Origin of the sequence: Truepera sp. (assembly GCA_032027045.1) — a bacterium.
Classification (GTDB): Bacteria; Deinococcota; Deinococci; order Deinococcales; family Trueperaceae; genus JAAYYF01.
Genome location: JAVSMU010000001.1, coordinates 1,511,420 through 1,534,074 on the forward strand (window position 1 = coordinate 1,511,420; position 22,655 = coordinate 1,534,074).

At 69.1% G+C, this 22,655-nt stretch carries 20 protein-coding genes; 11 read left to right on the forward strand and 9 right to left on the reverse strand.

The window, feature by feature from the left end:
• Positions 1-7 precede the first annotated feature (7 nt).
• Entirely contained in the window at positions 8-1,159 is a 1,152-nt protein-coding gene (locus tag ROY82_06955; protein MDT3682196.1) for an acyl-CoA dehydrogenase family protein, read from the reverse strand.
• 83 nt (positions 1,160-1,242) lie between these two features.
• On the opposite strand from ROY82_06955, the gene ROY82_06960 reads away from it, so the two are divergent.
• Complete coding sequence (locus ROY82_06960) at positions 1,243-1,602, forward strand: SCP2 sterol-binding domain-containing protein (protein ID MDT3682197.1); 360 nt, start codon at positions 1,243-1,245, stop codon at positions 1,600-1,602.
• A gap of 84 nt (positions 1,603-1,686) precedes the next feature.
• Here ROY82_06960 and ROY82_06965 read toward each other — a convergent pair whose 3' ends face one another.
• From ROY82_06965 to ROY82_06975, 3 genes are read right to left on the reverse strand one after another with little or no spacing between them, the layout of a single operon-like run.
• Positions 1,687-2,136, reverse strand: coding sequence for an 8-oxo-dGTP diphosphatase (locus ROY82_06965; protein MDT3682198.1), 450 nt, complete (start codon positions 2,134-2,136; stop codon positions 1,687-1,689).
• Between the two features lie 33 nt (positions 2,137-2,169).
• The gene (locus tag ROY82_06970; protein ID MDT3682199.1) at positions 2,170-2,478 is read right to left on the reverse strand and encodes a hypothetical protein; all 309 of its coding nucleotides are present in this window, start codon (positions 2,476-2,478) and stop codon (positions 2,170-2,172) included.
• Between the two features lie 5 nt (positions 2,479-2,483).
• Positions 2,484-3,812: an aspartate kinase gene (locus tag ROY82_06975; protein ID MDT3682200.1), complete on the reverse strand. Its 1,329-nt coding sequence runs from the start codon at positions 3,810-3,812 to the stop codon at positions 2,484-2,486.
• 68 nt (positions 3,813-3,880) lie between these two features.
• On the opposite strand from ROY82_06975, the gene ROY82_06980 reads away from it, so the two are divergent.
• From ROY82_06980 to ROY82_07000, 5 genes are all read left to right on the forward strand, one after another.
• The gene (locus ROY82_06980) at positions 3,881-5,245 is read left to right on the forward strand and encodes an FAD-dependent oxidoreductase (protein MDT3682201.1); all 1,365 of its coding nucleotides are present in this window, start codon (positions 3,881-3,883) and stop codon (positions 5,243-5,245) included.
• 147 nt (positions 5,246-5,392) lie between these two features.
• Positions 5,393-6,223: an ABC transporter ATP-binding protein gene (locus ROY82_06985; protein MDT3682202.1), complete on the forward strand. Its 831-nt coding sequence runs from the start codon at positions 5,393-5,395 to the stop codon at positions 6,221-6,223.
• On the forward strand, positions 6,204-6,908 hold the full coding sequence (locus ROY82_06990; GenBank protein ID MDT3682203.1) for an ABC transporter ATP-binding protein: 705 nt from the start codon (positions 6,204-6,206) through the stop codon (positions 6,906-6,908). Before ROY82_06985 ends, ROY82_06990 begins: the two co-directional genes overlap by 20 nt.
• 5 nt (positions 6,909-6,913) lie before the next feature.
• Positions 6,914-7,957, forward strand: a complete 1,044-nt coding sequence (locus ROY82_06995; protein ID MDT3682204.1) for a branched-chain amino acid ABC transporter permease — start codon at positions 6,914-6,916, stop codon at positions 7,955-7,957.
• A gap of 4 nt (positions 7,958-7,961) precedes the next feature.
• Positions 7,962-9,158, forward strand: a complete 1,197-nt coding sequence (locus ROY82_07000; protein ID MDT3682205.1) for a branched-chain amino acid ABC transporter permease — start codon at positions 7,962-7,964, stop codon at positions 9,156-9,158.
• A gap of 151 nt (positions 9,159-9,309) precedes the next feature.
• On the opposite strand, the gene ROY82_07005 is transcribed toward ROY82_07000, so the two are convergent.
• Positions 9,310-10,569 (reverse strand): ABC transporter substrate-binding protein, encoded by a 1,260-nt coding sequence (locus tag ROY82_07005; GenBank protein MDT3682206.1) that lies wholly within the window; start codon positions 10,567-10,569, stop codon positions 9,310-9,312.
• Positions 10,570-10,987: 418 nt separating this feature from the next.
• Between ROY82_07005 and glnA the strand changes: the two genes are divergently transcribed.
• The gene (glnA, locus tag ROY82_07010) at positions 10,988-12,322 is read left to right on the forward strand and encodes a type I glutamate--ammonia ligase (GenBank protein ID MDT3682207.1); all 1,335 of its coding nucleotides are present in this window, start codon (positions 10,988-10,990) and stop codon (positions 12,320-12,322) included.
• On the forward strand, positions 12,323-12,859 hold the full coding sequence (ruvC, locus tag ROY82_07015; GenBank protein MDT3682208.1) for a crossover junction endodeoxyribonuclease RuvC: 537 nt from the start codon (positions 12,323-12,325) through the stop codon (positions 12,857-12,859).
• Positions 12,860-12,947: 88 nt separating this feature from the next.
• Here the strand turns inward: ruvC and ROY82_07020 are convergent, their stop codons facing one another.
• Positions 12,948-15,653, reverse strand: coding sequence for an alpha-amylase family glycosyl hydrolase (locus ROY82_07020; GenBank protein MDT3682209.1), 2,706 nt, complete (start codon positions 15,651-15,653; stop codon positions 12,948-12,950).
• A gap of 112 nt (positions 15,654-15,765) precedes the next feature.
• Here ROY82_07020 and ROY82_07025 point away from each other — a divergent pair, with 112 nt between their 5' ends.
• On the forward strand, positions 15,766-16,626 hold the full coding sequence (locus ROY82_07025) for an Ig domain-containing protein (GenBank protein MDT3682210.1): 861 nt from the start codon (positions 15,766-15,768) through the stop codon (positions 16,624-16,626).
• Positions 16,623-18,062 carry a hypothetical protein gene (locus ROY82_07030; protein MDT3682211.1) on the forward strand — a complete coding sequence of 480 codons (1,440 nt, stop codon included), beginning with the start codon at positions 16,623-16,625 and terminating at the stop codon, positions 18,060-18,062. Before ROY82_07025 ends, ROY82_07030 begins: the two co-directional genes overlap by 4 nt.
• 36 nt (positions 18,063-18,098) lie before the next feature.
• Here the strand turns inward: ROY82_07030 and ROY82_07035 are convergent, their stop codons facing one another.
• The 3 genes from ROY82_07035 to ROY82_07045 all read right to left on the reverse strand — a co-directional run bounded on the left by ROY82_07035 (position 18,099) and on the right by ROY82_07045 (position 22,103).
• Entirely contained in the window at positions 18,099-19,994 is a 1,896-nt protein-coding gene (locus ROY82_07035) for a hypothetical protein (GenBank protein MDT3682212.1), read from the reverse strand.
• 45 nt (positions 19,995-20,039) lie between these two features.
• Positions 20,040-21,248, reverse strand: a complete 1,209-nt coding sequence (locus tag ROY82_07040; protein MDT3682213.1) for an aminotransferase class III-fold pyridoxal phosphate-dependent enzyme — start codon at positions 21,246-21,248, stop codon at positions 20,040-20,042.
• A gap of 141 nt (positions 21,249-21,389) precedes the next feature.
• Positions 21,390-22,103: a nitroreductase family protein gene (locus ROY82_07045; protein MDT3682214.1), complete on the reverse strand. Its 714-nt coding sequence runs from the start codon at positions 22,101-22,103 to the stop codon at positions 21,390-21,392.
• Between the two features lie 108 nt (positions 22,104-22,211).
• On the opposite strand from ROY82_07045, the gene ROY82_07050 reads away from it, so the two are divergent.
• The gene (locus tag ROY82_07050; protein MDT3682215.1) at positions 22,212-22,613 is read left to right on the forward strand and encodes a thioesterase family protein; all 402 of its coding nucleotides are present in this window, start codon (positions 22,212-22,214) and stop codon (positions 22,611-22,613) included.
• Positions 22,614-22,655 lie beyond the last annotated feature (42 nt).

The following is a 22,655-nucleotide window of genomic DNA, read 5'->3' on the forward strand; positions in this document are numbered from 1 at the left end:
ATGCGGATCAGCGGCCCAGCTCGCGGTAGATCTGCCGGTGAATCACGATCCGCTGGATCTCGCTCGTTCCCTCGTAGATCTCGGTCACGCGCGCGTCGCGGAAGTAGCGCTCGACCGGATACTCCTTCGTGTAACCGTACGCCCCGAGGACCTGCAGGGCGTCGTGGGTGACGCGGCTCGCCGTCTCGGAGGCGAGCAGCTTGGCCATGGCTGCCTCGCGCGTCGTGCGGTAGCCGTTGTCCTTGAGCCACGCCGCGCGGTAAGTCATGAGGCGCGCCGCCTCGATGCCGACCAGCATGTCGGCAAGCTTGAAACCGATGGCCTGGTGTTCGTGGATGGGCTTGCCGAACGTGGTGCGCTCGAGCGCGTAATCGCGGGCGGCCTCGAATGCGGCGCGTGAGATGCCGACCGCCAGAGCGGCGATTCCCATGCGGCCCCCGTCCAAGCCCGCCATGGCGAGCACGAAGCCCTGGCCGACGCTGCCCAACACCGCTTCGTCGGGCACGAAGCAGTCCTCGAGGGTCACGGTCGTCGTGATGGCCGCGTGTTGGCCGAGCTTCTCCTCGGGCCTGCCGAAGCTGACGCCTTCGGTCCCCTTCTCGACGAGGAAGCAGGTCACGCCGCGGGCCCCGGCCGCCGGTTCGGTCTTGGCGAGCACCAAGTAGAGCTGGGCCTCGCCCCCCGAGGTGATCCACGCCTTGGTGCCGTTCAGCAAGTAACCGCCCTCAGCGCGTGTCGCTCGCGTCTCCATGGCCACCGCGTCGGAGCCACTGTTCGGTTCCGAAAGGCAGAAGGCGCCGATCCACTCACCGCTGGCGAGCCGCGGAAGGTAGCGCCGGCGCTGCTCCTCCGTGCCGTGCTTCAGCAGTAGCGACTGCGGCAGGCCGTTGGTGACGCTCATGATGGTGGCGTGCGCCGCGTCTACCGCGGCGATCTCCTCGAGTAGCACCACGTACGCCAAGCTCCCCAGGCCCGCGCCCCCGTACTCGGCAGGCGTGAGCATCCCGAGAAGCCCGAGGTCGCCCATCTTGCGCAACGTGGGCCACGGGAAGACCGGGTCACGGTCGAGCTGCGCCGCGACGGCGCCGAGTTCCTCGCGCGCGAAGGTCCTAACGGCGCGTTGCATGCTCAGCAGTTCCTCGGGTAGCGAGAAGTTCAAGCGTTTCGTCTCCTACGGCACTTAGCCTTAGGGGAGTATACCGGTGGCCGTTAGGCACGCCCCGGGGCGACTAGACTGAGTACATGAACGCGAAACAGCTCTTGCTCAACGTGCCCAAGGCGGTGACTCTCGACTCGGCCACGCCCCGGTCGGTGGTCCAATACGACATCTCGGAGCCCATCTACCACGTGATCGAGGGCGGCGTCGTGAGCGCTCACGAGGGTAAGGCGGAGGGCCCGGACGTCACGATCAAGGTGAGCGACGCCGACCTGGTGAAGCTGTTCGACGGCCAGCTGAACCCCATGGCGGCCGTGTTCACGGGCCGCCTGAAGGTCCGCGGCGACGTGGGGCTGGCCCAGCGCCTGATAAAGATGGTCGACCGCGAGAAGCTACAGGAAGCGAAGGCCCGGCTCGAGGCAGAAGGGGACGGCGCCGGGCAGTAGTCGAGCGGCGCGCTAGGCCGTGACCGGGCGGGGTGTTGGGCAGCAACCGCGCCAGGCACTGGGCAGCAACCGAGGGGCCGCTGCTCAGGGCCCCTGGTTCCCGCCGTAATGGGTCACCTCGTGACTCACGTAGCGGCCGCCCGAGTAGACGAACGACGCCGAGAACCAGCCGGGCTCGGTGAGCCACGGCAGGAAGTGGCGGTCGCCCTCCCACAGGTCGAGGTCGGCCAGGAGCTCGGTTGTCACCCAGAACAGGTCGCCCTCCGCGGACGACCGCGGCTCCCCCGAGAAGCCCGTGACGACGAACACGAAAGTGAAGACGTCGGTGCCGCCGTCGAACCCCGGGAAGGTGATGACGCCCTTCAGCTCGGCCTCCTTCACGCTCAGGCCCGACTCCTCCAACACCTCGCGGCGCATGCACTCCTCCGGCGACTCGCCGGGTTCCAGCTTGCCGCCAAGCCCGTTCCACTTGCCTTGTAGCGGGTCGTGGGCGCGGGTGCGCCGCAGCATGAGCGTGTAGGCTCCGCGCCTCACGTAAACCAGGGTCGTCAGCCCAGTAGGCACGCGTCACTCGCCTTCCGCGGCCAAGCGGTCGAGTTCCGCCACGAGCGCCTCACGGGCAGCCGGCGCGTCCGCCAACTCGGCCCCACGGTTGGCCCTCACACGAAGCAGGTGTGCCGGGCCGCCGCCACGGTGCCACAGCCACCTGGCCACGAACCTGGCGGCCGCCACCTCCGCCGCGCTTCCGACGCCAGCGCCGGGTGCCAGGAGCCTCACCCGTTCCCGGCCACCGGCCTCGGACTCGAGCACCAGCAACACCTCCAGCCGCCCACCCTTTGGCGTGAGGAACACCTGCTCGAGGCGGTCGGCCCGCACGGCCTTCAGCCTGGTGTCTGGGAGTCGGGCGCGGCGTCCAGGCCGAACGCCGTGTGCACGGCCTCCAGCGCTGCCTGTGCCTGCTGCGCGGGGATGAGGACGCTGATGCGCACCTCGCTGGTGGTGATCATGTCGATGTTGGCGTTCACGGCCGCGACGGCGTCGAACATCCGGGCGGCAACGCCAGGCGTCGAGCCGATGGCGATGCCGACTATCGAGAGCTTGGCCACGTCGGTGTCGACCTCGGCCCGCGCACCCATGCCCTCGAGAACGGGTCCCAGGGCCTCCAGCGCCTCGGCGACGACGTCCTTACCCACGATGAAGGCCATCTGCTGGCGGCTGTCGACCGCGCCCCTCACGCCCTGGATGATCATGTCGACGCTGACGTCGGCGCTTCCCAACGCGCCGAAGATCAGCGCCGCCACGCCGGGCTTGTCAGGGACGTCGTGGAGGTCGACGCGGGCGTGGTTCATGTCGAGCGCCACGCCCGTGACGGGCTTGTCGGTGATCATGCTCATGTGGCCCTCCTGCGGGCGTGCGAGGCGCGTGACGATGGTGCCGGGGGCGTTGCCGAACGAGGAGCGCACGTGAATGCGCACCTCGTAGCGCCGGGCGTACCAGACGCTGCGCGGGTGCAGCACCTTGGCGCCCTGGCTCGCCAGCTCGATCATCTCGTCGTAGTCCACCACCGCCAGCTTGCTGGCGCTGGACAGGCGGTGCGGGTCCGTCGTGTACACGCCGTCGGTGTCGGTGTAGATGTCCACCTCGGGAACGCCCAGGGCCGCCGCCAGCGCCACAGCGGTGGTGTCGGAGCCTCCCCGGCCCAGCGTGGTGATGTTGCCCGCTGTGTCGGCCCCCTGGAAGCCCGCGACGACGACCACGTCTACCGGCTCCAGCGCGCCAAGGACCGGCCTCGGGTCCACCTCCAGGATGCGGGCGTTGCCGTGGTGTGAGTCCGTCAGGAACCCGGCCTGCGCCCCGGTCAGCGACCGGGACGAGATGCCCCGTCCCTGTAACGCCAGCGCGACGAGCGCGATGCTCTGCTGCTCGCCAGTGGCCAGCAGCACGTCGAGCTCGCGCCTTGCCGGCCTGGCGGTCACCTCACGCGCCATCGCCAACAGGCGGTCGGTGGTGCGGCCCATGGCAGATACCGTCACCACCACCTTCTCCCCGGCGTGTACCGCGCGTTCGATGCGGGCGGCGACCTTGCCGATGCGGTCCACGTCCCCGACGCTCGTTCCGCCGTACTTGTGCACCCGGATCGGCCACGGCGCAGGGCGCCTAGCGGCCGCGGGGTGGCGCGGGGATTCGGTGGGGACGAGCACGGGGTCCATATGGCGCAGAAGCTTACCCTGCAGCCCGGGGAGGGCGCCAGCACGCCTCCACCTGACATAATCAAGTCATGAGCAGTAGCGCCCCCGTGAAACGCATTGCCGTCATCGGAGCCGGCCCCGCCGGCTTCTACGCCGCCGACGCACTAGTCAAGACCTTCGGCGATGGCGCCTCGGTGGACCTCATCGAGCGCCTCCCCACCCCCTACGGGCTCGTGCGGTTCGGCGTGGCGCCCGATCACCAGAAGATCAAGTCCGTCACGCGCCTGTACGACCGCACGCTAGCCGACCCGCGGGTGCGGTACCTCGGCAACGTCGAGTTCGGCAAGCACCTGACGCTCGAGGACCTGAAGCGCCACTACCACGCGGTGGTGTTCGCGGTCGGCTCCCCTAACGACCGGCGCCTCGGCGTCGCGGGTGAGGACCTGAAGGGCAGCATGTCGGCCACCGAGTTCGTGGCCTGGTACAACTGTCACCCGGACTACCGGCACCTCGAGGTGCCCCTCGACGCCAAGACCGCGGTGATCGTCGGTGTGGGCAACGTGGCCATCGACGTGGCGCGCGTCCTGGCGAAGACGGTGACCGAGCTTGGGGAGACCGACATGGCCGATCACGCCCTCGAGCACCTGGCCACCTCCACCATCGAGGACATCATCATCGTGGGCCGGCGGGGGCCGGCCGAGACCAAGTTCACCACCAAGGAACTGCGCGAACTCGGCGAGCTGGCCAACGCCGACATCTTCGTACGCGAAGACGAACTGGAAGTAAGCCCCGAGAGCTTGGGAGCCATCCAGGGTGACGTGAACGCCACCAAGAACCTCGAGGTCTTACAGGGGTTTGGGCAGCAGCAGCCGACGGGCAAGCCGCGCCGACTGCACATCCGCTTCCTCCTCTCCCCCACGGAGTTCCGCGGCAACGGCCGCGTGACGAGCGTCGTGTGCGCCAAGAACCGCCTCGAGGCAAGGCCGGACGGCAGCCTCGCCGCCGTACCGACGGGCGCGACCGAGGAACTGGAGGCCGACCTGGTGTTCCGTTCGATCGGCTACCAGGGAACTCCGCTTCCGGGCGTGCCGTTCGACGAACGCCGGGCCGTCATCCCCAACGCCGCGGGGCGAGTTCTGGACGCCCCGGACGGGCAGCCCGTCAAGGGCCTGTACGTGGCGGGCTGGATCAAGCGCGGCCCCAGCGGCGTGATCGGGACCAACAAGGCCTGCGCCATGGAGACCGTGGCGACGCTCGCCGGAGACGAGCTGCTTTCCCCCGAGGACCCTCGGCCCGAGGCGGTCGACGCCCTACTGGCGAGCCGCGGCGCAAGGCCGTTCACGGCCGCCCACTGGGCGAAGCTGGACGCCTTCGAGACGGCGGCCGGCGTGGCTCAGGGACGACCGCGCGTGAAGCTGATCGACGTGGACGAGATGTTCGCGGCCATCAGCTGACGCGTGCGCGCGCCCGTCGCCCTCTTCGGTTCGGATCCCGGCCCGACGTGCTTTCGCTCAGGTGGTACGATGCGCCGGCAGAATCGCGCAACCAGCGCCAGAGCGAGGTCATAGGACGTGTCGGATAGTCGTACGACAAGTTCGGTCGTGCGCCCTAACAGTGGGCCCACCCGGGCCGGGAGTGTGGGCCAGTCGGCCGCACCACTGCTGAGCATCCAGGGGCTAGTGAAGGACTTCGGTGGCCTGCGCGCGGTCAACCGTTGCTCCTTCGACGTGCAAGCCGGCAGCATCACGGGCCTGATCGGGCCCAACGGCGCCGGCAAGACCACCCTCTTCAGCCTCATCTCCGGTTTCTACAGGCCCGACGCGGGCCGCGTTTACCTGGATGGGGAGGACGTCACGGGCCTACCGTCGCACCTCATCTTCCGCAAGGGCCTTTGCCGCACGTTCCAGATCCCTCGCGAGCACAAGAGCATGACCGTCACCGAGAACCTGATGCTCGTGCCCAAGGGCCAGATCGGCGAGACGTTCTGGAACCCCATCGTTAGGCCGGGGGCCGTGCGGCGCCAGGAGCGGGAACTGCGCGAGAAGGCGCGGGAGGTGTTGGAGTTCGTCGAACTGACGCACATGGCCGACCAGCCCGCGGGCGCGATGTCGGGCGGCCAGAAGAAACTCCTGGAACTCGCCCGCACCCTGATGGCCGACCCGAAGATCGTGCTGCTCGACGAGCCGGGCGCGGGCGTCAACCCCACGCTCATGGGCAAGATCCGCGAGAAGATACGCGTGCTGAACAAGGACCGCGGCATCACGTTCCTGCTCATCGAGCACGACATGCCGCTGGTCATGGAACTCTGCGACCCCGTGGTCGTCATGAACCAAGGCAGCAAGCTGGTCGAGGGTCCGCCCGCCGTCGTCAAGACCGACCCCCGCGTCCTCGAGGCGTACCTAGGAGGCCAGTATGCCGCTCTTGACGGTTGAGAACGTGGTCTCCGGCTACGGGGAGATGCAGGTCTTGAGCGGCGTCACCCTGGAGGTCGAGGAGGGCGAGGTCGTCTCGATAGTCGGGCCCAACGGCGCCGGCAAGTCGACCGTGATGAAGGTGGTCTTCGGGTTGCTCAAGCCGTGGGAGGGAAAGGTCGTGTTCGCGGGCGAGGACATCTCCGGCCTGCCCCCCGAGAAGATCGTCCGCAAGGGTCTCTCCTACGTCCCACAGGTAGACAACGTCTTCCCCACCATGACCGTGGAGGAGAACCTCGAGATGGGCGCCTACATCCTCGACGAGCCCTTGAAGGAGCGCAAGGAGCGCGTCTTCGAGCTGTTCCCGCGCCTCGCGGAACGCCGGCGCCAGCGGGCGGGCAAGATGTCGGGCGGTGAGCGCCAGATGGTGGCCATGGGCCGCGCGCTCATGCTCGACCCCAAGCTCCTGATGCTGGACGAGCCCTCGGCCGGCCTGGCCCCGCTCCTGGTGGACATGATCTTCGAGAAGGTCGTCGAGGTGAACGAGGCCGGCGTCGCCGTCCTGATGGTCGAGCAGAACGCCAAGAAGTCGCTCGCGCTGGCGGACCGTGGGTACGTCCTTGCCACCGGGCAGAACCAGGTCGACGGGCCGGGCCGCGACCTCCTCGCCAACCCTGAGGTCGCGCGCCTCTACCTAGGGGGCTGAACCGCATGACCGAGACCACCAAGATCCAGCTCCGGCCGGGCGAGCGCTTCAAGAAGGCCATCGAGCACCCCGCCACCATGTGGGTGGCGCTTCTCCTGCTGGGCGCCGTGTTGTTCATCGTGGCCGAGGTGAAGGGCGTCAGCGGCACGCAGTTGCTGTCGCTCCTCGTGCGCGGCACGCTGTTGGGCGGCACCCTCGCCCTCGGAGCCGTGGGCGTGACGCTCGTTTACGGCGTTCTCAAGATGGCGAACTTCGCCCACGGCGACACGATGACCCTGGGCGCCTACCTCGGACTGATCGTCATCACCCTGCTCCCCAAGGGCCCGGTACTCAAGCCGTTCTCGTTCGGTTACGAGTTCCTGGTGGGCCTGGTGATAGTGATCCCGCTGGTCGGCCTCGTCGCCTTCGGCCTGGACCGGATCGCCTTCAGGCCGCTCAGGGCAAGGCGCAGCCAACCGATCATGTTCGCGATGGCCGCGCTTGGCCTCGCCTTCGGCATCCGCAGCCTCATCTACATCTTCTGGGGCGCCGACTTCTCCTTCTACTACACGGGCCGGCCGCGGCCGGCCTTCGAGCTCTTCTCGGGCGTCCGCGTTCGCCCCGACCAGCTCTTCATCCTGGGGCTGGCCATCGTGCTGATCGTGAGCGTCTACCTGCTGCTGGAGCGCACCAAGGTGGGCAAGGCCATGCGGGCCATGGCGGACAACCCCGACCTCGCCCGCGTCACTGGCATCGACACCAATCGGGTGGTGTTCTGGACGTGGGTGATAGGTGGGGGCATGGCCGCGGCCGGAGGCATGCTCTACGGCCTGGACGTGCAGCTACGGCCAGAGATGGGCTGGTGGCTCCTCCTGCCGCTCTTCGCTTCCGTCATCTTGGGCACCATCGGCAATGCCTACGGCGCCCTGGCGGGCGCCTTCATCATCGGCATCGTCTGGCAGGTGAGCACCGCGTTCGTGAACCCGGCTTATGGCCACGGCATCTCGTTCCTGGTGATGGTGCTCGTGCTGCTCGTCCGGCCCGAGGGTCTCTTCGGGAAGAGGGGGTGAGGGCGTGACTCCCACCTTGCTGGCCAAGGCCGTCTTGTTGACGGTGCCGCTCTGGCTCTTCGTCTCCAGCCTCCTCAAGCTCAAGCCGTCCGTCGTCAAGCACCTGGCGTCCATCGCCGTCGGCTTCGGCCTGGCGCTGCTCGCCGTGCTATTCATCCCCGGCGGCGTGCTCTCGTACGTCACCTCGTTCGTGCTCATGGCGAGCATCTACGCCGTGCTTAGCCTCGGACTGAACGTTCAGTGGGGTTACACGGGGCTCTTCAACATCGGTATCGCGGCGTTCTTCGCCATGGGCGCGTTCACCAGCGCCCTCGTCACCACGGTGAAGCCCACTGGCTTCAACGCGGCGTTCACGCAGCAGGCCTTCGGTCTCGGCGCGCCCTTCTGGGTAGGGGTGCTGGCCGCCGGGCTCACCGCCGGCATCCTTGCCTGGCTCATCGGCAAGCCGACGCTGCGACTGCGAGACGACTACCTGGCCATCGCCACGATCGGCATCGCCGAGCTCGTGCGGCTCGTCTTCCAGAACGAGCGCTGGCTGGCGAACGGACCCCAGCCGCTACGGGGCATCCCGCAACCCCTCTCCTGCCTCTCGGGCGACGGCTGCTCGTGGTTGCCGGGCTTCGTGAACAACTTCTTCTCGGCGCTGCAGCCGCGTGACTACCCGTTCGTCTACGTGGCCATAGTGGCCTTCGTCCTGTACCTGGTGTTCCGGGTGCTCGAGCGGGCGATCCGCTCGCCGTGGGGCCGCGTCCTACGGGCCGTGCGCGAGGAGGAGGCGTCGGCCGCCATGAACGGCAAGGACGTAGCGGCCTTTCGCATGCAGTCGTTCGTGGTCGGCGCCGTGATCATGGGCATCGGGGGCGCGCTGTATGCGCATTACGTCGTGTCCATCGATTACGGGCACTTCGACCCGCTCTACGGCACGTTCCTCATCTGGGTCATGCTGATGCTGGGCGGCAGTGGCAACAACCGCGGGGCCATCCTCGGCGCGTTCGTCGTCTGGGGCATCTGGTCGGGCACGAGCTTCATCGTCGACCTGCTGCGCCCCACCCTGGCCGCGATCTCCCCCGACCTGCCCTCGCGCGGGCCCTACTTCCGCTTCTTCCTCATCGCCGTGCTGATGCTCTTCATCGTGCTCTACCGGCCGAAAGGCATCTTGGAGGAGGAGAAGGTCGTGTCGCTGGACCGCGACGCGGCCTGAACTACCAGGACAGGCTGGGGGCTTACCGCGGACGCTCAACGCAAGGCGCACGCTACCGAAGAGCAGATGGAAGAGGGTGGGCGCCCGGTTGACGGGCGCCCACCCTCATTTCGCTTACGGCCACGTGTGGCCGCACGTTCAGATCCGGTCGTTACTCGGCCGGGATCTCCGAAGCGGTACGCACCATGACGCTGACGATGGTGCCGCCCTTGAACTGCCAGATCTCGACAGGCGTCACGACGTCGCCGTTGGCGTCGAAGTCGACCTCGCCGGCGGCGCCGGTGTAGTTGATGTCCTTGCCGGACTTCATGAGCGCGATGGCATGCTGGAAATCGCCGACGCCGACCTTCTCGCCGTCAGGGTTGGCAACTTCGCGCATGCGGTCACGGACCGACTGGCTGGTGACGGGCACGCCGTCGACGATCGACTTGGCGATGGCCAGACCGATGACGGCCATGGCGTCGTAGCCGGTGTCGATGTAGGGCAGCGGCGGGCGCTGGCCGTACGCGGCGTTGTAATCGTCGGAGAACTTCACGAAGCCGGCCCAGTTCGGGTCGGCGCCGGGGGCGGTGCCGTAGAGGCCATCGACCACGTCGGCGCCTACTGCATCGATGATGTCGACCGACTTGGTGCCGTCGACGAACTGCCAGGAGGTGTAGTCGTACAGGTCACGCGATTCCTGGAGGTAGACGGTGGCCTGGCCGGGGTAGCTGATGGCGATGAGCACGCCAGGGTTGCCCGCCAGCGCCTGCTCGAGCTGCGCAGCGTACGTGGGCTGCGGCTCCTCGGGGTGAGCGACCTTGGCGAGCACCTTGCCGCCGCGCTTGGTGAACGCCGCCTCGAACGCCTCGGCCAGTCCCTGGCCGTACGGGTTGTTGACGTAGATGATCGAGGCCGTGTCGAACGAGTGACCCGGGATGATCTCACCGCGCGCGAGCTGCGCACCCACAACGCCCTGGAGGGCGTCGGAGGCGACCGTGCGGTAGATGTAGTCGTTGGTGTCGGGGAGCATGCCCACGAGCGGCGAGGTGGAGGCCGGCGAGACCATCACGACGTTGCTGGGGATGGCGACGGACTCGGCCACGGCGACCGTGACGCCGGACGAGAGCGCGCCGACGATGGCCACGACGTTGTCGGTGTTGATGAGCTTGCGAGCGCGGTCGACGCCGGAGGCCGGGCTCGTGGCCGAGTCTTCGGTGATCAGTTCCACGATCGGGCCGCCGAGTTCGGCGGTAGCGGCAGCGTTCAGCTGGTCCGCGGCGAGGTTCACGCCGTTGTTGATGGCGGGGCCGAACTCGGCCAGCGCCCCCGTGAACGACATGAGCGAGCCGACCTTGCTGACGGCCGGGGCTTGTGCCGCGGCTAGACTGACCAGCGCGGCGACGAGAATCCAAACCAACCTTTTGTGCACGTTCTCCTCCTTATGAGGCTTCGAACATACGAGACGGACTTGCGGCGGTTATCCGCCGAGAGGAACCTACGGCGGTTGTCTGCATCGTATGTAACGTCACAGGCGCTGTCAACGGCGGTCAAGACGCAAGCTACAAAGCTCAGGATTCGGTTAAGGGCTTCCACGGCTGCTCGGGCGAGCGGCTCGCGGCCACCCGACCCAGGCCGCGCAAGGCGCTCATAAGTAGCGCTTCCGGCGCCCCGGGCCCCGGGTGGCTCGCGATCTCGCCCCTCGAACCGCGTCACCGTATATGCGGCCCGGTGACCACTCTGGAGTTGACGCTGAGCCAGATGCAGCCGTACACTCATCCAGTTACGGCGGTCAAGTGGCGCGCCGCGCCCCGCGAGTCGCCGAACGCTCTGGAGGCCGGATAGTGGGCATGAACCGCGAGGACGTCATCACACTGCTGCGCGAGAACGACGTCAAGTTCCTTCGGCTGCAGTTCACCGACATCCATGGCCGCAACAAGAACGTCGAGGTTCCCACCTCCCAGTTCTCGAAGGCCCTGGACGGCGAGATAATGTTCGACGGCTCCTCCGTGCAGGGCTTCACCCGCATAGAAGAGTCCGACATGTTGCTGCGCCCGCAGTTCGACACCTTCTTACTGCTGCCCCCAGCCATCGAGGGCGCCGTGCGTGGCCAGGTCGCGCGCATCATCTGCAAAGTGCACCAGCCGGACGGGACGCCCTTCGAGGGCGACCCACGCCGGGTCCTCGAGCGCCAGGTCGAGCGCTTGCAGGCGCTCGGCTACGACGACCTCTATGTGGGTGTCGAGCCCGAGTTCTACCTCTTCAAGCGCGGTGCCGATGGTGGCCCGACCACCGTCACCAACGACGGCGCCGGCTACTTCGACCTCGCCCCCGTGGACCGCGGCGAAGACGCCCGCCGCGACATGGTCAACGCACTCACGGAGCTCGGCTTCGAGATCGAGGCGGCCCACCACGAGGTCGGCCCGGGCCAGCACGAGATCGACTTCAAGTACGCCGAGGCGATCGCCACGGCCGACGCCATCCAGACCTTCCGCACCGTCGTCAAGCGCATCGCCATGAACCACGGCCTGCACGCCACGTTCATGCCGAAACCCGTTGCGGGGATCGCCGGCTCCGGCATGCACACCCACCTGAGCACCTTCAAGGACGGCAAGAACGCCTTCTTCGATCCGAAGGCGCCGCACCAGCTCTCGGAGACCGCCATCCACTGGATCGGCGGGCTGTTGGCTCATGCCCCCGGTATGGTGGCGATAACGAACCCCACCGTGAACAGCTACAAGCGCATCACACCCGGCCACGAAGCGCCCACCAACATCGCGTGGTCGGTTTCCAACCGCAGCGCCATGATCCGGATCCCGGCGCGCCGCGGTAACGGGACCCGCACCGAGATGCGCATGCCGGACCCCTCGGCGAACCCTTACCTGGCGCTCGCGGTCATGCTCGCCGCCGGCATCGATGGGCTCGAGAAGGGGCTCACCCCTCCCCCACCGATCGCCCGCAACATCTACGAGATGAGCGTGCGCGACCGCCGCACGCACAAGATCAAGGAGCTGCCCGCCAACCTGCGCGAGGCCGTCACCAACCTGAGGCGCGACAAGGTGATAGTCGAAGCCCTCGGCGATCACGTCTACCGCAACTTCGTGGCGGCCAAGACGCTCGAGTTCGACGACTACCGCAAGGCCGTGCACTCGTGGGAACTCGAGCGCTACCTGGCGGAGTACTGAGTGACCAAGAGGCCCGGCCCCGTTACGGCCGCGGGCGACGGGTCCCGCCCCTTGCGCGTTCTCGGCGTCGATCCGGGCCTCGCCAACTTGGGCCTGGGGGTCGTCGAGGAGGTGCGCAAGGAGGCCCGCCTGTTGGGAACCATCATGGTCACCACCAGCGCGCGGCAAGCCCAGGGTGAACGACTGCTGACCCTGCGCAAAGAGCTGCAGGCGTTCATGGCGCTGCACCGGCCCGACGTGGTCGCCATCGAGGGCCAGTTCCTGCGCCACCAACGCCAGACATCGTTCAAGGTGGGTCAGGCCGTCGGCGTGGTGCTGCTGACCGTCGCCGAGGCGGGCCTCCCCGTCTTCGAGTACGGGCCGGAGCAAGTGAAGCGCAGCCTGGTGGGGAACGGGCGCGCCGACAAGGCACAAGTCGCCTTCATGGTGCGGGCCATCCTCAAACTCGGTGCGGTGGAGCAACGAGACCACGTTACCGACGCCCTGGCGTTGGCCCTCACGCACCTGCAATCGCGGCGGCTCGGGGCGCTCGCCTGAGGCCTAGTCCGAGTGGATTGGCTGCTTCGACGGCCACGGCGTTAGCGGTGGTGACAAGACCTACGGCAGCCGGGTACGCAGCGCCGCCTCAGCGGCGCGCCCGCTTGGCCGCCCGGCGCCTGGCGGCCGCCCGTCCGCCGGCCAGGCGTGGGTCGCCGCGCCACGGCCGCCGTCCTTTGGTAGCTGGGGGCGGGGGCGCTGATGCGAAGGTCGGGGGCGCCTCGGGCTCCCGCGCCACGACCAGCACCCGCGCCTCGTAGGGGCCCAGGTCGAGCCGCAACCCGTCGTCCAGTTCCCCTTGCGTCACTAGGGTAGCGGCGCCCCCGACCATTGGGGTCAGCCGCACCGGGCGGTCATGATTGCCGCGCAGCCCCAGGGCCTCCGACAGCCGCTCGGAACGGAGCTCTCCGCCGCGCAAGCGGTCACTGAAGGGTGCGCTCATCCGCAGCATGCCGGCCACGGGCCGAGCGGAGTTGTTGACGGCCACCAACGAGGCGGTGGCGTCACTTAGCGGCGCCGGCCGGTTGGTGAAAACGTAGGCGGACTCCTCCACCCCGCTCTCGCCGAGCAGGTCGAAGAGCCTGAAGGCGTCGGCGCCCGCGAACGCCCCCCTCGCCCGCAGTAGCGGCGCGATGACGCGGCGGTGCCGCGCCACGAGTTCGGGATCGGGGCGCTCGTCGAGTCTGGGAGCCAGGTACTCCATGCCGTACTTCTCGCTGAGCCCCTCCACCTGGCCGTGCCCGAACATGGGCAGGCCCGGCAGGGTTGCTAGCAGGGTGGCCACGCCGAAGTACTTGTCGGAGGCCCCGAACTGCCCGCGCGCCGTCTCCTCGTCGGGGTTGCTCATGAAGTTGACGTAACGCTGCAAGATCCGCGGGTCGAACGCCAACAGGGTCTTCAGCAGCCGTCTATAGGCCGCGTTCTCCTCGCGCATGAGCATGTGCATGAAGGCGCTGTTGTAAACGCGGTGCATGCCCAGCTCGCGCACGAAGAAGCCTTCCATGAGCCAGAACGCCTCGGCGAGGAGGAGCGTGTCGGGCGCACTGTCGGCCAGCCGGTCGACCAGCTCGCGCCAGAACTCTCGGGGCATGAGGCGCTCGAACTCCGCGGCGCTGAGCGCGAAGCGGGCGCGCGACGGGATGGCGCCGCCCTCGCCCGGCAGCGGGTGCCACAAGCGTTGAACGTGCCGCTTGGCCAGCGTCATGGCCGCGTCGAACCGGATGATCGGGAACCTGCGTGCTACGTCCTCGATGGTGGCCATGACGGCCTGACGCACGTCTTCTCGCAGGTAGTCGAGCTGCGCCGTGTCGTTCCAGGGCATGGCCGTCCCGTCGTTACCGTGATAGACGTAGCGCTTCGCGCCCGAGCCGGGGTCCGTTCGCTCGAAGACGACGGCCGCGTCGGTGCCGCTGTAGTAGCCGTCCTCCACGCGCACTTCCAGGGCCGGGTCGTCGGCCAAGTTCGCGCCCGTGAACGAGTACCCCGGATAGGGCGGCTCGGCGACTTGCACGAACCACTCCGGATGCTCGACCATCCAGCGCGAGTCGAGGCCCGTGTGGTTGGGGACCATGTCGCTCGCCAGCCTCACGCCGGCGGCAGCGGCCCGCGCGCGCAGGTTCTCGAACGCCGGCTCCCCGCCCAGGTCGGCGGCTATCACGTAGTCATGCAGGGCGTACGCGCTGGCGCCGGCGTCATGCTGGCCGCGTGCTCGCTTCAGGTTGCGCGAAGCGCGGCTCCGCTCCCATACGCCTATCAGCCAGAGGGCGTTGAAGCCGTCCTCTCGCAGTTCACGGAGCGCCTCATCAGGAACCTGATCGAGGCGCCGAACCTCTACGCCGTAACGCCGGGCCAGCTGCGCCAGCCAGACGTAGGTGCTCTTGGCGACCATGGCCACCTCTGGCATCCAGGCCTTGTCGGGGGTGAAGCGGGCCTCGCCGTGGCCCGCGTCGCCTGCCAAGAAATCACTTGGCGGTGGCGGCGGCGGGCCGGGCGCGGCCGGCGCGCGCTTGCCCTCCTCGGTGAGCAGGTCGGCGGCCCGCAGCAGGTGGCTCAGCAGGTCGCCGAGGTCACCCAAGTACCTGCTCCAAGCGGCAACCGCCACTCTGAGCTGCCCAGCGAGCGAGTTGGGCTCACGCCGCCTTGGCAGCGTGAGAAGCCAGAGCAGGGTGCCCTCGGCGGGCTCCAAGGCGCGCCCCCCCGGCCCGGCCGCGCCCAACCCGGCGCCGCGGCCTACCGTGGCGCCGGGCAACGCCACCCCGGCGAACACGCTCTCCACAGCTGCGGCGGCGCGTTGCCAGTCGCGGCCGGTGGTCAGCGGGTGCTCGAAAAGTTCCATCAGCGAAGCGAAGCCGGGGTTCTGCAGGGCCGCGTCTATCAACCACACTTCCTCGAGACGCGCGTCGGCGCCGGCCGACGAGGGGGCCGGGGATGTTCCACCGGCGCCGGCGTAGGCGGCGCCGAACGCCAGGTCGAAGGCGTCCGCGTCCTCGGCGCCCACCACTGCGCGCCAGGCTTGCACGGCCGCGCCCACCGCCGAGCGACCGCCTTCCACGAAACCCAGGCGCTCGATGAGCACGTGCGCGGCCTCGTGCAGCGCAACGCCCGCCGCTAGCTCGCCGGCCGTTACCAGCGTCATCCCGGCCTCGCGGCGAGGACCGTTGATCAGGCCGGCCCACGCGGCCGCGCTGGTCGGGTCCAGCGACACGACCCGCCCGTTGGCGTTGAACGCCGCCGGCGGCAGCCCGTAGCGCTGCCGCGCCTCACGCGTTACGTGGAGCTCCCGTCTGCTTCTCAAGGCCCGACTCTACCACGGGCCTAGGCCGCGCCGCGGCCAGCTGCCGCGCGTGGGGCACGCGTAATCCCCAGGCGCGGGCGCCAGGCAGGCGGCAGTCTGTAGAATCGGAAGGATGAGTGACGGCAGCAACGGAGCGCGCCGAACCAGGCGTCGGGCAGGTCCCGGCGGCCCGCAGCTACTACTCGTCGCGATCGGGCTCGTCCTCAGCGCTTGCGCGGGCGACGTCGCACCGCGCGGCGAGGCCCTGCGACTCGTCGGCAACGACATCCCGCGGGGCATAGTGCACGAGGCCTATGACGGCACCTTCCACGCCGTGGGGGGCCTCAGGCCCTACACGTTCAGCATCACGTCGGGCGCGCTTCCGGCCGGGATCACCCTCCAGAACGGCGTCCTGCGGGGTATCCCCACCGAAGTGGGCACCTTCGCGCTGACGGTCGAGGTCTCCGACGCGAACCTCTCTCGGGTGAGCCAGAAGTACACGCTTCAGGTAACGTCGCCGCCGCCAACGCGGTTCGTGCTCGACGCGCCCCAGACGGAGGTGCGCGGCGGCGTGACGGTGCGCGCCAAGCTCGAGGAGGCGCGCGCGGTGACGGGGGTGCGCAGCCTGGTCACGTGGGACCCTGAGGTCTTCCGCTTGGCTGACGGCGGCCCCGTCGCGGGTCGGCCCGGCGTCGCGCTGTTCTGGCGGGCCGAGGCCGGCGAGTTGCAAGTTGACCTCGCCCCCCTCGGGAAGAGCCTCGACGGCAGCGTCGAGCTCTACCGCTTCACGCTCGTGCCCGTGGCTCCGCCCGTGCGCGTACAGGCGTCCTACGCCGCCGAGGTCCTCAGCACGAGCCTCGACCCCGAGCGGCAGCACGAGTACTTGAGCGGTGTCGTGGGGGCCGCGCCGCGCCCACGTCCCGAGACGAGCCTCGAAGAGCCCGGTGACCAGAGCCGGCCTCCGGACACGCATGGCGAGGAAGGCGACCAGTGAGGCGTACCTTCCTGGCGGCCGTACTCTCGGTGGCGCTCGCCGCCGGAACGGCCGGTGCCACGACTTACCTCCTTGCCTCGCCCGAGAGCATGGCGCTCGAGGCCGACCTGGTGTTCATGGGCACGGTCGATTCGGTCACCACAGAGGCCCGAGACGACAGGCCCTGGAGCCTCGTCGAGTTCGGCGACCTAGACGTCTTGTACGACCGCGAGGCCAAGGAGAAGGGCCAGGAGCCCGCCAGCCAGCAGAGCTTGGCCTTCCTCGGCGGCAACGTTGCCGGGCTCCCGACCTTGTTCGTGAGCGGCTTGCCGACGTTCGAGCGGGGCGAGCGCTGGCTCGTCCTCGCACGCCAGGACGACGGGTTGGCGTCGCCGGTGGTCGGAGTATCCCAGGGCGCGTGGAAGTTCGGCCCCGGGGGCGCCCAGGCGGGTGATGGCTCCTACCTGAGCCTAGACGGCTCGGGCGCCCTCGTGCGAGGCTCGAGCAGCCCAACGCCTGAGGACCTTCGCGCGGCCCTTGTTGCGCTGCTGGAACGCGGCGCGCCCAGCGCGGTGGGCGCGCCCAGCGAGGCGGGCGCGCCCAGCGAGGGGGGCGCGCCCACCGCGCCGCCGCCACCCGCGGCCGCCGGCGAGGACGCGGCAGGCACGGCCCCCGAGCCGGCGCCGGGCCAGCCACCGGCTGCAGGCGACGCGGGGGATGAGGCGCAGGAGGCAGCACCGGAGACGGGCACGTCGGAAACTGCGCCAGGGGAGGAGGCACGGCAGACCGCGGCCCCCGAAGGGGAGCCGGAGGCCGCACCAACCGCCCAGGGCCAGTCGGACGAGGCCACCGCCGTCCCGGCCGCGCCGAAGACCGTCCGTTACCGCGTTGACGACAGGGGCGGACCGCTGCTCCTCTCGAGCTTCGCGTCCGCCGCGGCAGGCGTGTGGGAGGCAGCGGCGCCGGGCGCCGTGGTCTTCGAGACCGACGAGGCCGCACCGGCCCAGATCCGCTACGGGGCGCCGGAACTCATGGGGCCCGACGCCAAGTCCCTCACCCTGGCGTCTCCAGGAGGCCGGGTGGAGGTGCTCATCTCACCGCTGGTCGGGGACGAACTCGAAGCCGTGCTGCTGCATGAGCTCGGCGTCCTGGCGGGCCTGCCCGAGGGCGGCGCCGGCGTCATGGCGCGGACCGTATCGGCCGCTAACAGTGCTCCCCTACCGGCGGACGTGGCCGAACTGCGCGGCCTGCGCGAGTTCGCGCCCGAGGACCTGGACAGGAGCGGGAACGTGGACTTCTACGACCTGGCACTGTTCGGCAGGGCCTACGGCACTTCCGGGGTGAACCTGGCTGCCGATTTCAACGGTGATGGGCAAGTCGACGACGCCGACCTGAAGCTCCTGCGCGAAGCCTACGAGTTCTCGCCACCGCAGGAGGCTCCGCCCGCCGCACCCTAGTGGACCGCGTGCCACCCTGGGGAACCGCCGGCGGCTCTAGCTGGTGGCAGGCAGGACGTCCCGCTCCGGAGGCGGCACGTGCAACACGGCCACCTCCTCCTCACCCCTGGCGAACACGAGGGTGCCGCTCACACGCGGTGCCAGCAGGAAGTCGGTGAACGAACCCAGGACCTGGCCCGGCAACATGGCCACCAGGCTCTCCTGCGCCGCGCTACCACGGCCGCGGTACTGGCGCACGGTGATCTTGAAGCCGGCCAGGTCGAAGGTCAGCGGCTCTTCCGTCAGCGTCTTGACGAGATGTTCGCTCGCCCCCGACGATCCGATCAGGGCCGGCAGGTCGGTGGGCGCAACGGCGCCCACGTGTCGCATACGTTCCACGACATCGCCCACGACCGCCTCGGTAAGCATCACGTTCGAGGCCCTGGCGGCGCCACGGAGCAGCCCCTCGAGGGCCTGCACGCGCTTCGGTGCGCGGCCCGCGACCACGTTGGCCCGCGCTACTGCCTGCGTGATCACTTCTTCGGGTTCGCCACGAACGTTGTTGGAGATGACCTTGAAGGCCGCGAGCAGCTCCTCGCGCTGAGAACTCCTCAACACCTCGTTCACCAGCAGCGCATCGGCGAGCCGCGAACCCAGGGAGCGCGCCTCGTTGCGGATGCGGACGTGGACGTACTCACCCTCGCGAAAGGCGCCGATGCGCACGCGGTCGCGCACGATGACGTTCGAGCCGTCGAGCTCCACCTCCTCGCCGTCGAGGTACAGGGTCCGGGAGTTGCCGACCCCGCTGATGGCGATGTCGTGACCGGCAAGCGTGAGCCTCAGGGGTCCGACCATGCGCACCGTCACCGCCGTCGCTTCGGGTGGCACCTTCTCCCACTTCAGGATCGGGTTCACGCCGAAGAGCACGCCGCCCTCGAGGTGCGGGCCGCCGGCCTCGCCGCCGACCGCGGTCGGGAGGTAGCCCGCCAGGCGCCCGAAGAAGGCCTCCACCAGTTCGGTGAACAAGTACGTGTCGCGCTGGAACGCCTGCCGGTCGGCGCGTTCGCGGGCGCTCACCTCGGTCAGCCGCCGCTCGAGCTCTCGCCGCTGCGCGGCCTTCTCCTCCTCGGGCAGCCGCTCCTTGCCCATCTCCTGCAGGGCGAGGCGCAGCTGCGTCGAGGTGAGGGAGCTACTCGCGTCGGGCGACAACCGGCCGGCGTACGGGTCGTTGGCCACGGCAAGCGCCGCCGACTTCACGTAGGCGAACGCGCCGCTCTCGCCCCGGTCCAGGGCCGGCAGGGGGTTCCCCGACTTTCCGACGGTCATGATCACGTTTATCAGCTCGCGCAGGATCTCGGCCAGGGAGTCGAGGTCCGACAGGGAGACCAGCGGGTCGCGCATGGTGGGGATGCTCTCCATGACGCGGAACGCTCCTCCCGGGACGTCCTGGCCGAAAGTGCTGCGGTCGGCGTTGCGCATGAGGTTCTGCAGGGTAGCGAACACCAGGCGAGCGGTCAGCCGGTCGCGTTCGGCACGCCAGCCGGCGGCAACACGTTGCACGTACTCGTCCAGGTCATCCCACCAGACGCGGCGCGCCAGGCGCTGCAGCACCGCGTGCTCGTCGCGTTCCTCCGGCGACGAGTCGTGGAACGTCGGGGGCCTTCTAGGCTCCTCGTCGGCCGCCAGCGTTGGTCCTTCCTCGTCGAGGACGAGGGACACCAGGTTGGGCACGACCTCACGTTGACCCTTGGAGTCGGACAACGTTCCCATGGTCTTCGCGGCCGCGTCCAGGCGCCCGCGCTCGTCTGCGCTAAGCCGCTCGCGCTCGCGGTTGAGCACCCCGAGCAGTTCCCACAGCGACTGCATGCCTCCCCGCACCATGCGCTTGGCGCGGAACTCTTCGACCTTGTACTCGAGCAGCTCGAGGGCGATGCTCTCTAGCCGGAGGCTCACGCCGCCAGTATAAGGAAGGACCCGGCCGACCGTAACCGGGAAAACTCACGCACGCGAGAACACGTCCCGTGCGCGCGAAACAACCTCGTCCACTTGTTCCTCCGTGATGACGAGGGGCGGCAGGAAGCGGACGGTATCGCCCGCCCCGGCGATTGTCACCACGCCACGTTCCTGCAACTCGCGGATCACGGGGCCCGCAGGCACCGACAGCTGAACGCCGATCAGCAGGCCACGCCCCCGGACCTCCGTTACCGCCGGCCCGCTGCCTGCCAGGCCGGCCATGAGCCTGTCGCCCAACCGTGCGGCCTGCGCCATGAGGCCCCGGTCCTCGATCTCCTCCAGGACGGCCAGGCCCGCGGCAGCGGCAAGCGGGTTGCCGCCGAAGGTGGTGCCGTGACCGCCCTTGGGCATGGCCGCGGCCACCTCGTCGGTCATCAGCAGCGCGCTGATGGGCACGCCGCCCGCCAGGCCCTTGGCCAAGGTGACCATGTCGGCGTCGACTCCTACCGCCTCACTCGCGAGGAAGGTGCCCGTGCGGCCGACGCCCGTCTGGATCTCGTCGAGGATCAGCAGCGCGCCGTGGGCCCGGGTCGACTCCCGCGCGGCGTGCAGGAACTCGGCGGTCGCGGGCTTGATGCCACCCTCACCCAGGATGGGTTCGAGAAGCACCGCGGCCGTCTCGTCGTCGATCGCGGCGCGCAGCGCCTCGACGTCGTTGAAAGGCACGAACTCGACCTCGGTGTCGTACGGGCCGAACGGTTCGCGGTACTTGGGCTCCCACGTGAACGGCAAGACGCCCCTCGTGCGGCCGGAGAAGCCGTGCTCTGCGGCCACGAAGCGCCGCCTGCCGGTCGCCACCCGCGCCCACTTCAGCGCGGCCTCGTTGGCCTCCGCGCCCGAGTTACCCAAGAAGACGCGCGCGAGGGGCGGCCGCACGAACTCGAACAGCTTGGTTACGAACTTCGTGCGCACGTCGTTGCCGAGGTTCTGGGGGCAGACGATCAGGCGCCGCGCCTGATCAGCCAGCGCGTTCGCCAAGCGTTCGTTGGAGTGGCCCACGCTCGCGACGGCGATCCCGGCCATGCAATCGAGGTACTCCTTACCCTCGGCGTCGTAAAGCAGGGCGCCGTCGCCCCGAACGAACGCGACCTCCGGATGCCACAGGCCGCTGTCGTGCACCTGCGCGGCGGCCAGGATTTCGGCCGTCCTGCCGCGCGCCGGGGCCTGGGGGTTGGCTGGGGCTTCTCCTTGCATGCGCTGCCCTTCCTCTTCCACGGGCTGACGGCGCCCGCCCAACGGGCCGCCGACCGGCCGGCGGCCATTCGCTTGGGAGCATAACGCTCCGTGACGGCACGCCATAGCCGCGCCACTGTCGGAACCGGCAGCCCGCCGGTATCAGGACCCTATGGTCACGAGGCAGAGCGGGACCTCGGTGCGCCCGTCGACCTGTAGGAGCTTGGCAAGCTCGTCGTCGTAGAAGTCGACCGCGTACGTCGCCGCCAGGCCCAACGCGGCGCCCGCTAGTACCAGCCCCTGGGCGGCCGAGCCGGCATCCAGGAACAGGTACCGGAAAGCGCGGCCGCCGCCGAGTACCCGGTGGCGCGAAGGTACGCCGGTGAAGCAGACCGCGGCCGCCTGGGCGCCGATCTCGACCGGCGCGAGCATGCAGTCGGCGAACGGCTCACCGACGTCTGCCATCCTCAGCTGATCGAGGCTGTGATCCCGGGGGTTGTAGCGATACACGCCCGCGAACAGGTCCTGAACGTTGAACGCCAGCACGTAGCACTCCAAGGAGGAAACGTCCTGGGCCGTGACGTGTACCCGCTTGCGTCCGAAGTTGAAGCCGACACAGGCCCACAGCAACTGCGACAGGGCCGCCTGCTCGAGGCGCCCGCCCTCGGCCGCTCCCCCACTGTCACGCGAAAGCACGCTCCAGACGCCGGCCCCGTCCCGCAGCTGCGGCGCCGGCAGGCTGGCGACCTCGGCGGGGTTGGCGCGGACCTTGAAGGGGGCCGCCACGCGCGTGCGCGGCGCGGGCAGCTGGCCGCGCCGGTACTTGGTCTGGTCGAAGAACTCCGCGCCGAAGGCACGGCTCTTGCTCTGCGCCACTCGAGGTACTCCCGTCGGCACTGTAGCACCAGAGCAGGAAGGCCCCGGGCGGTATGCTGCCGGGAAGTCCACGGGCGCCGACGAAGAGCGCGCCCAACCGGGATCAGCATGGAACTACGGGTAAGGTTCGTCGAAACCGATCAGATGGGTGTCGTCCACCACAGTGCCTACGTGCCGTGGCTCGAGGCCGGCCGCGTGGAGTGGCTCCGCGAGCGCGGCCTGAGCTATCGCGAGATGGAAGACGGCGGTATGTCCCTGGCCGTGGCGCACGTGGAGGTCTCGTATCGGGCCGCCTGCTACTTCGACGACCTGCTCGAGGTAGCCAGCACCCTCACGGACGTCCGCAGCCGCCGCGTGGGTTTCGCTTACCGCATCACGCGGCCGGCCGACGCCGTCCTCATCGCTACCGCCACCACGTCGCACGTCCCGACGGGCCGTGATGGAAGGGCCATGCGCATACCCGAGCGCTGGCTCGCCCCCATGACCCTGCTCCTGGAAAGCAACCCTTGACCAGCCGCGAACCCGAATCCTCAGCGATGTACCTACCCCACC

Bases quoted from the DNA above. Each gene is read 5' to 3' on its own strand.
- ROY82_07050 (MDT3682215.1), top strand. From the start codon at position 22,212: ATGGAACTACGGGTAAGGTTCGTCGAAACCGATCAGATGGGTGTCGTC.
- ROY82_06975 (MDT3682200.1), bottom strand. From the start codon at position 3,812: ATGGACCCCGTGCTCGTCCCCACCGAATCCCCGCGCCACCCCGCGGCC.
- ROY82_06980 (MDT3682201.1), top strand. From the start codon at position 3,881: ATGAGCAGTAGCGCCCCCGTGAAACGCATTGCCGTCATCGGAGCCGGC.
- ROY82_06960 (MDT3682197.1), top strand. From the start codon at position 1,243: ATGAACGCGAAACAGCTCTTGCTCAACGTGCCCAAGGCGGTGACTCTC.
- glnA (MDT3682207.1), top strand. From the start codon at position 10,988: ATGAACCGCGAGGACGTCATCACACTGCTGCGCGAGAACGACGTCAAG.
- ROY82_07040 (MDT3682213.1), bottom strand. From the start codon at position 21,248: ATGCAAGGAGAAGCCCCAGCCAACCCCCAGGCCCCGGCGCGCGGCAGG.
- ROY82_07025 (MDT3682210.1), top strand. From the start codon at position 15,766: ATGAGTGACGGCAGCAACGGAGCGCGCCGAACCAGGCGTCGGGCAGGT.
- ROY82_06995 (MDT3682204.1), top strand. From the start codon at position 6,914: ATGACCGAGACCACCAAGATCCAGCTCCGGCCGGGCGAGCGCTTCAAG.
- ROY82_06990 (MDT3682203.1), top strand. From the start codon at position 6,204: ATGCCGCTCTTGACGGTTGAGAACGTGGTCTCCGGCTACGGGGAGATG.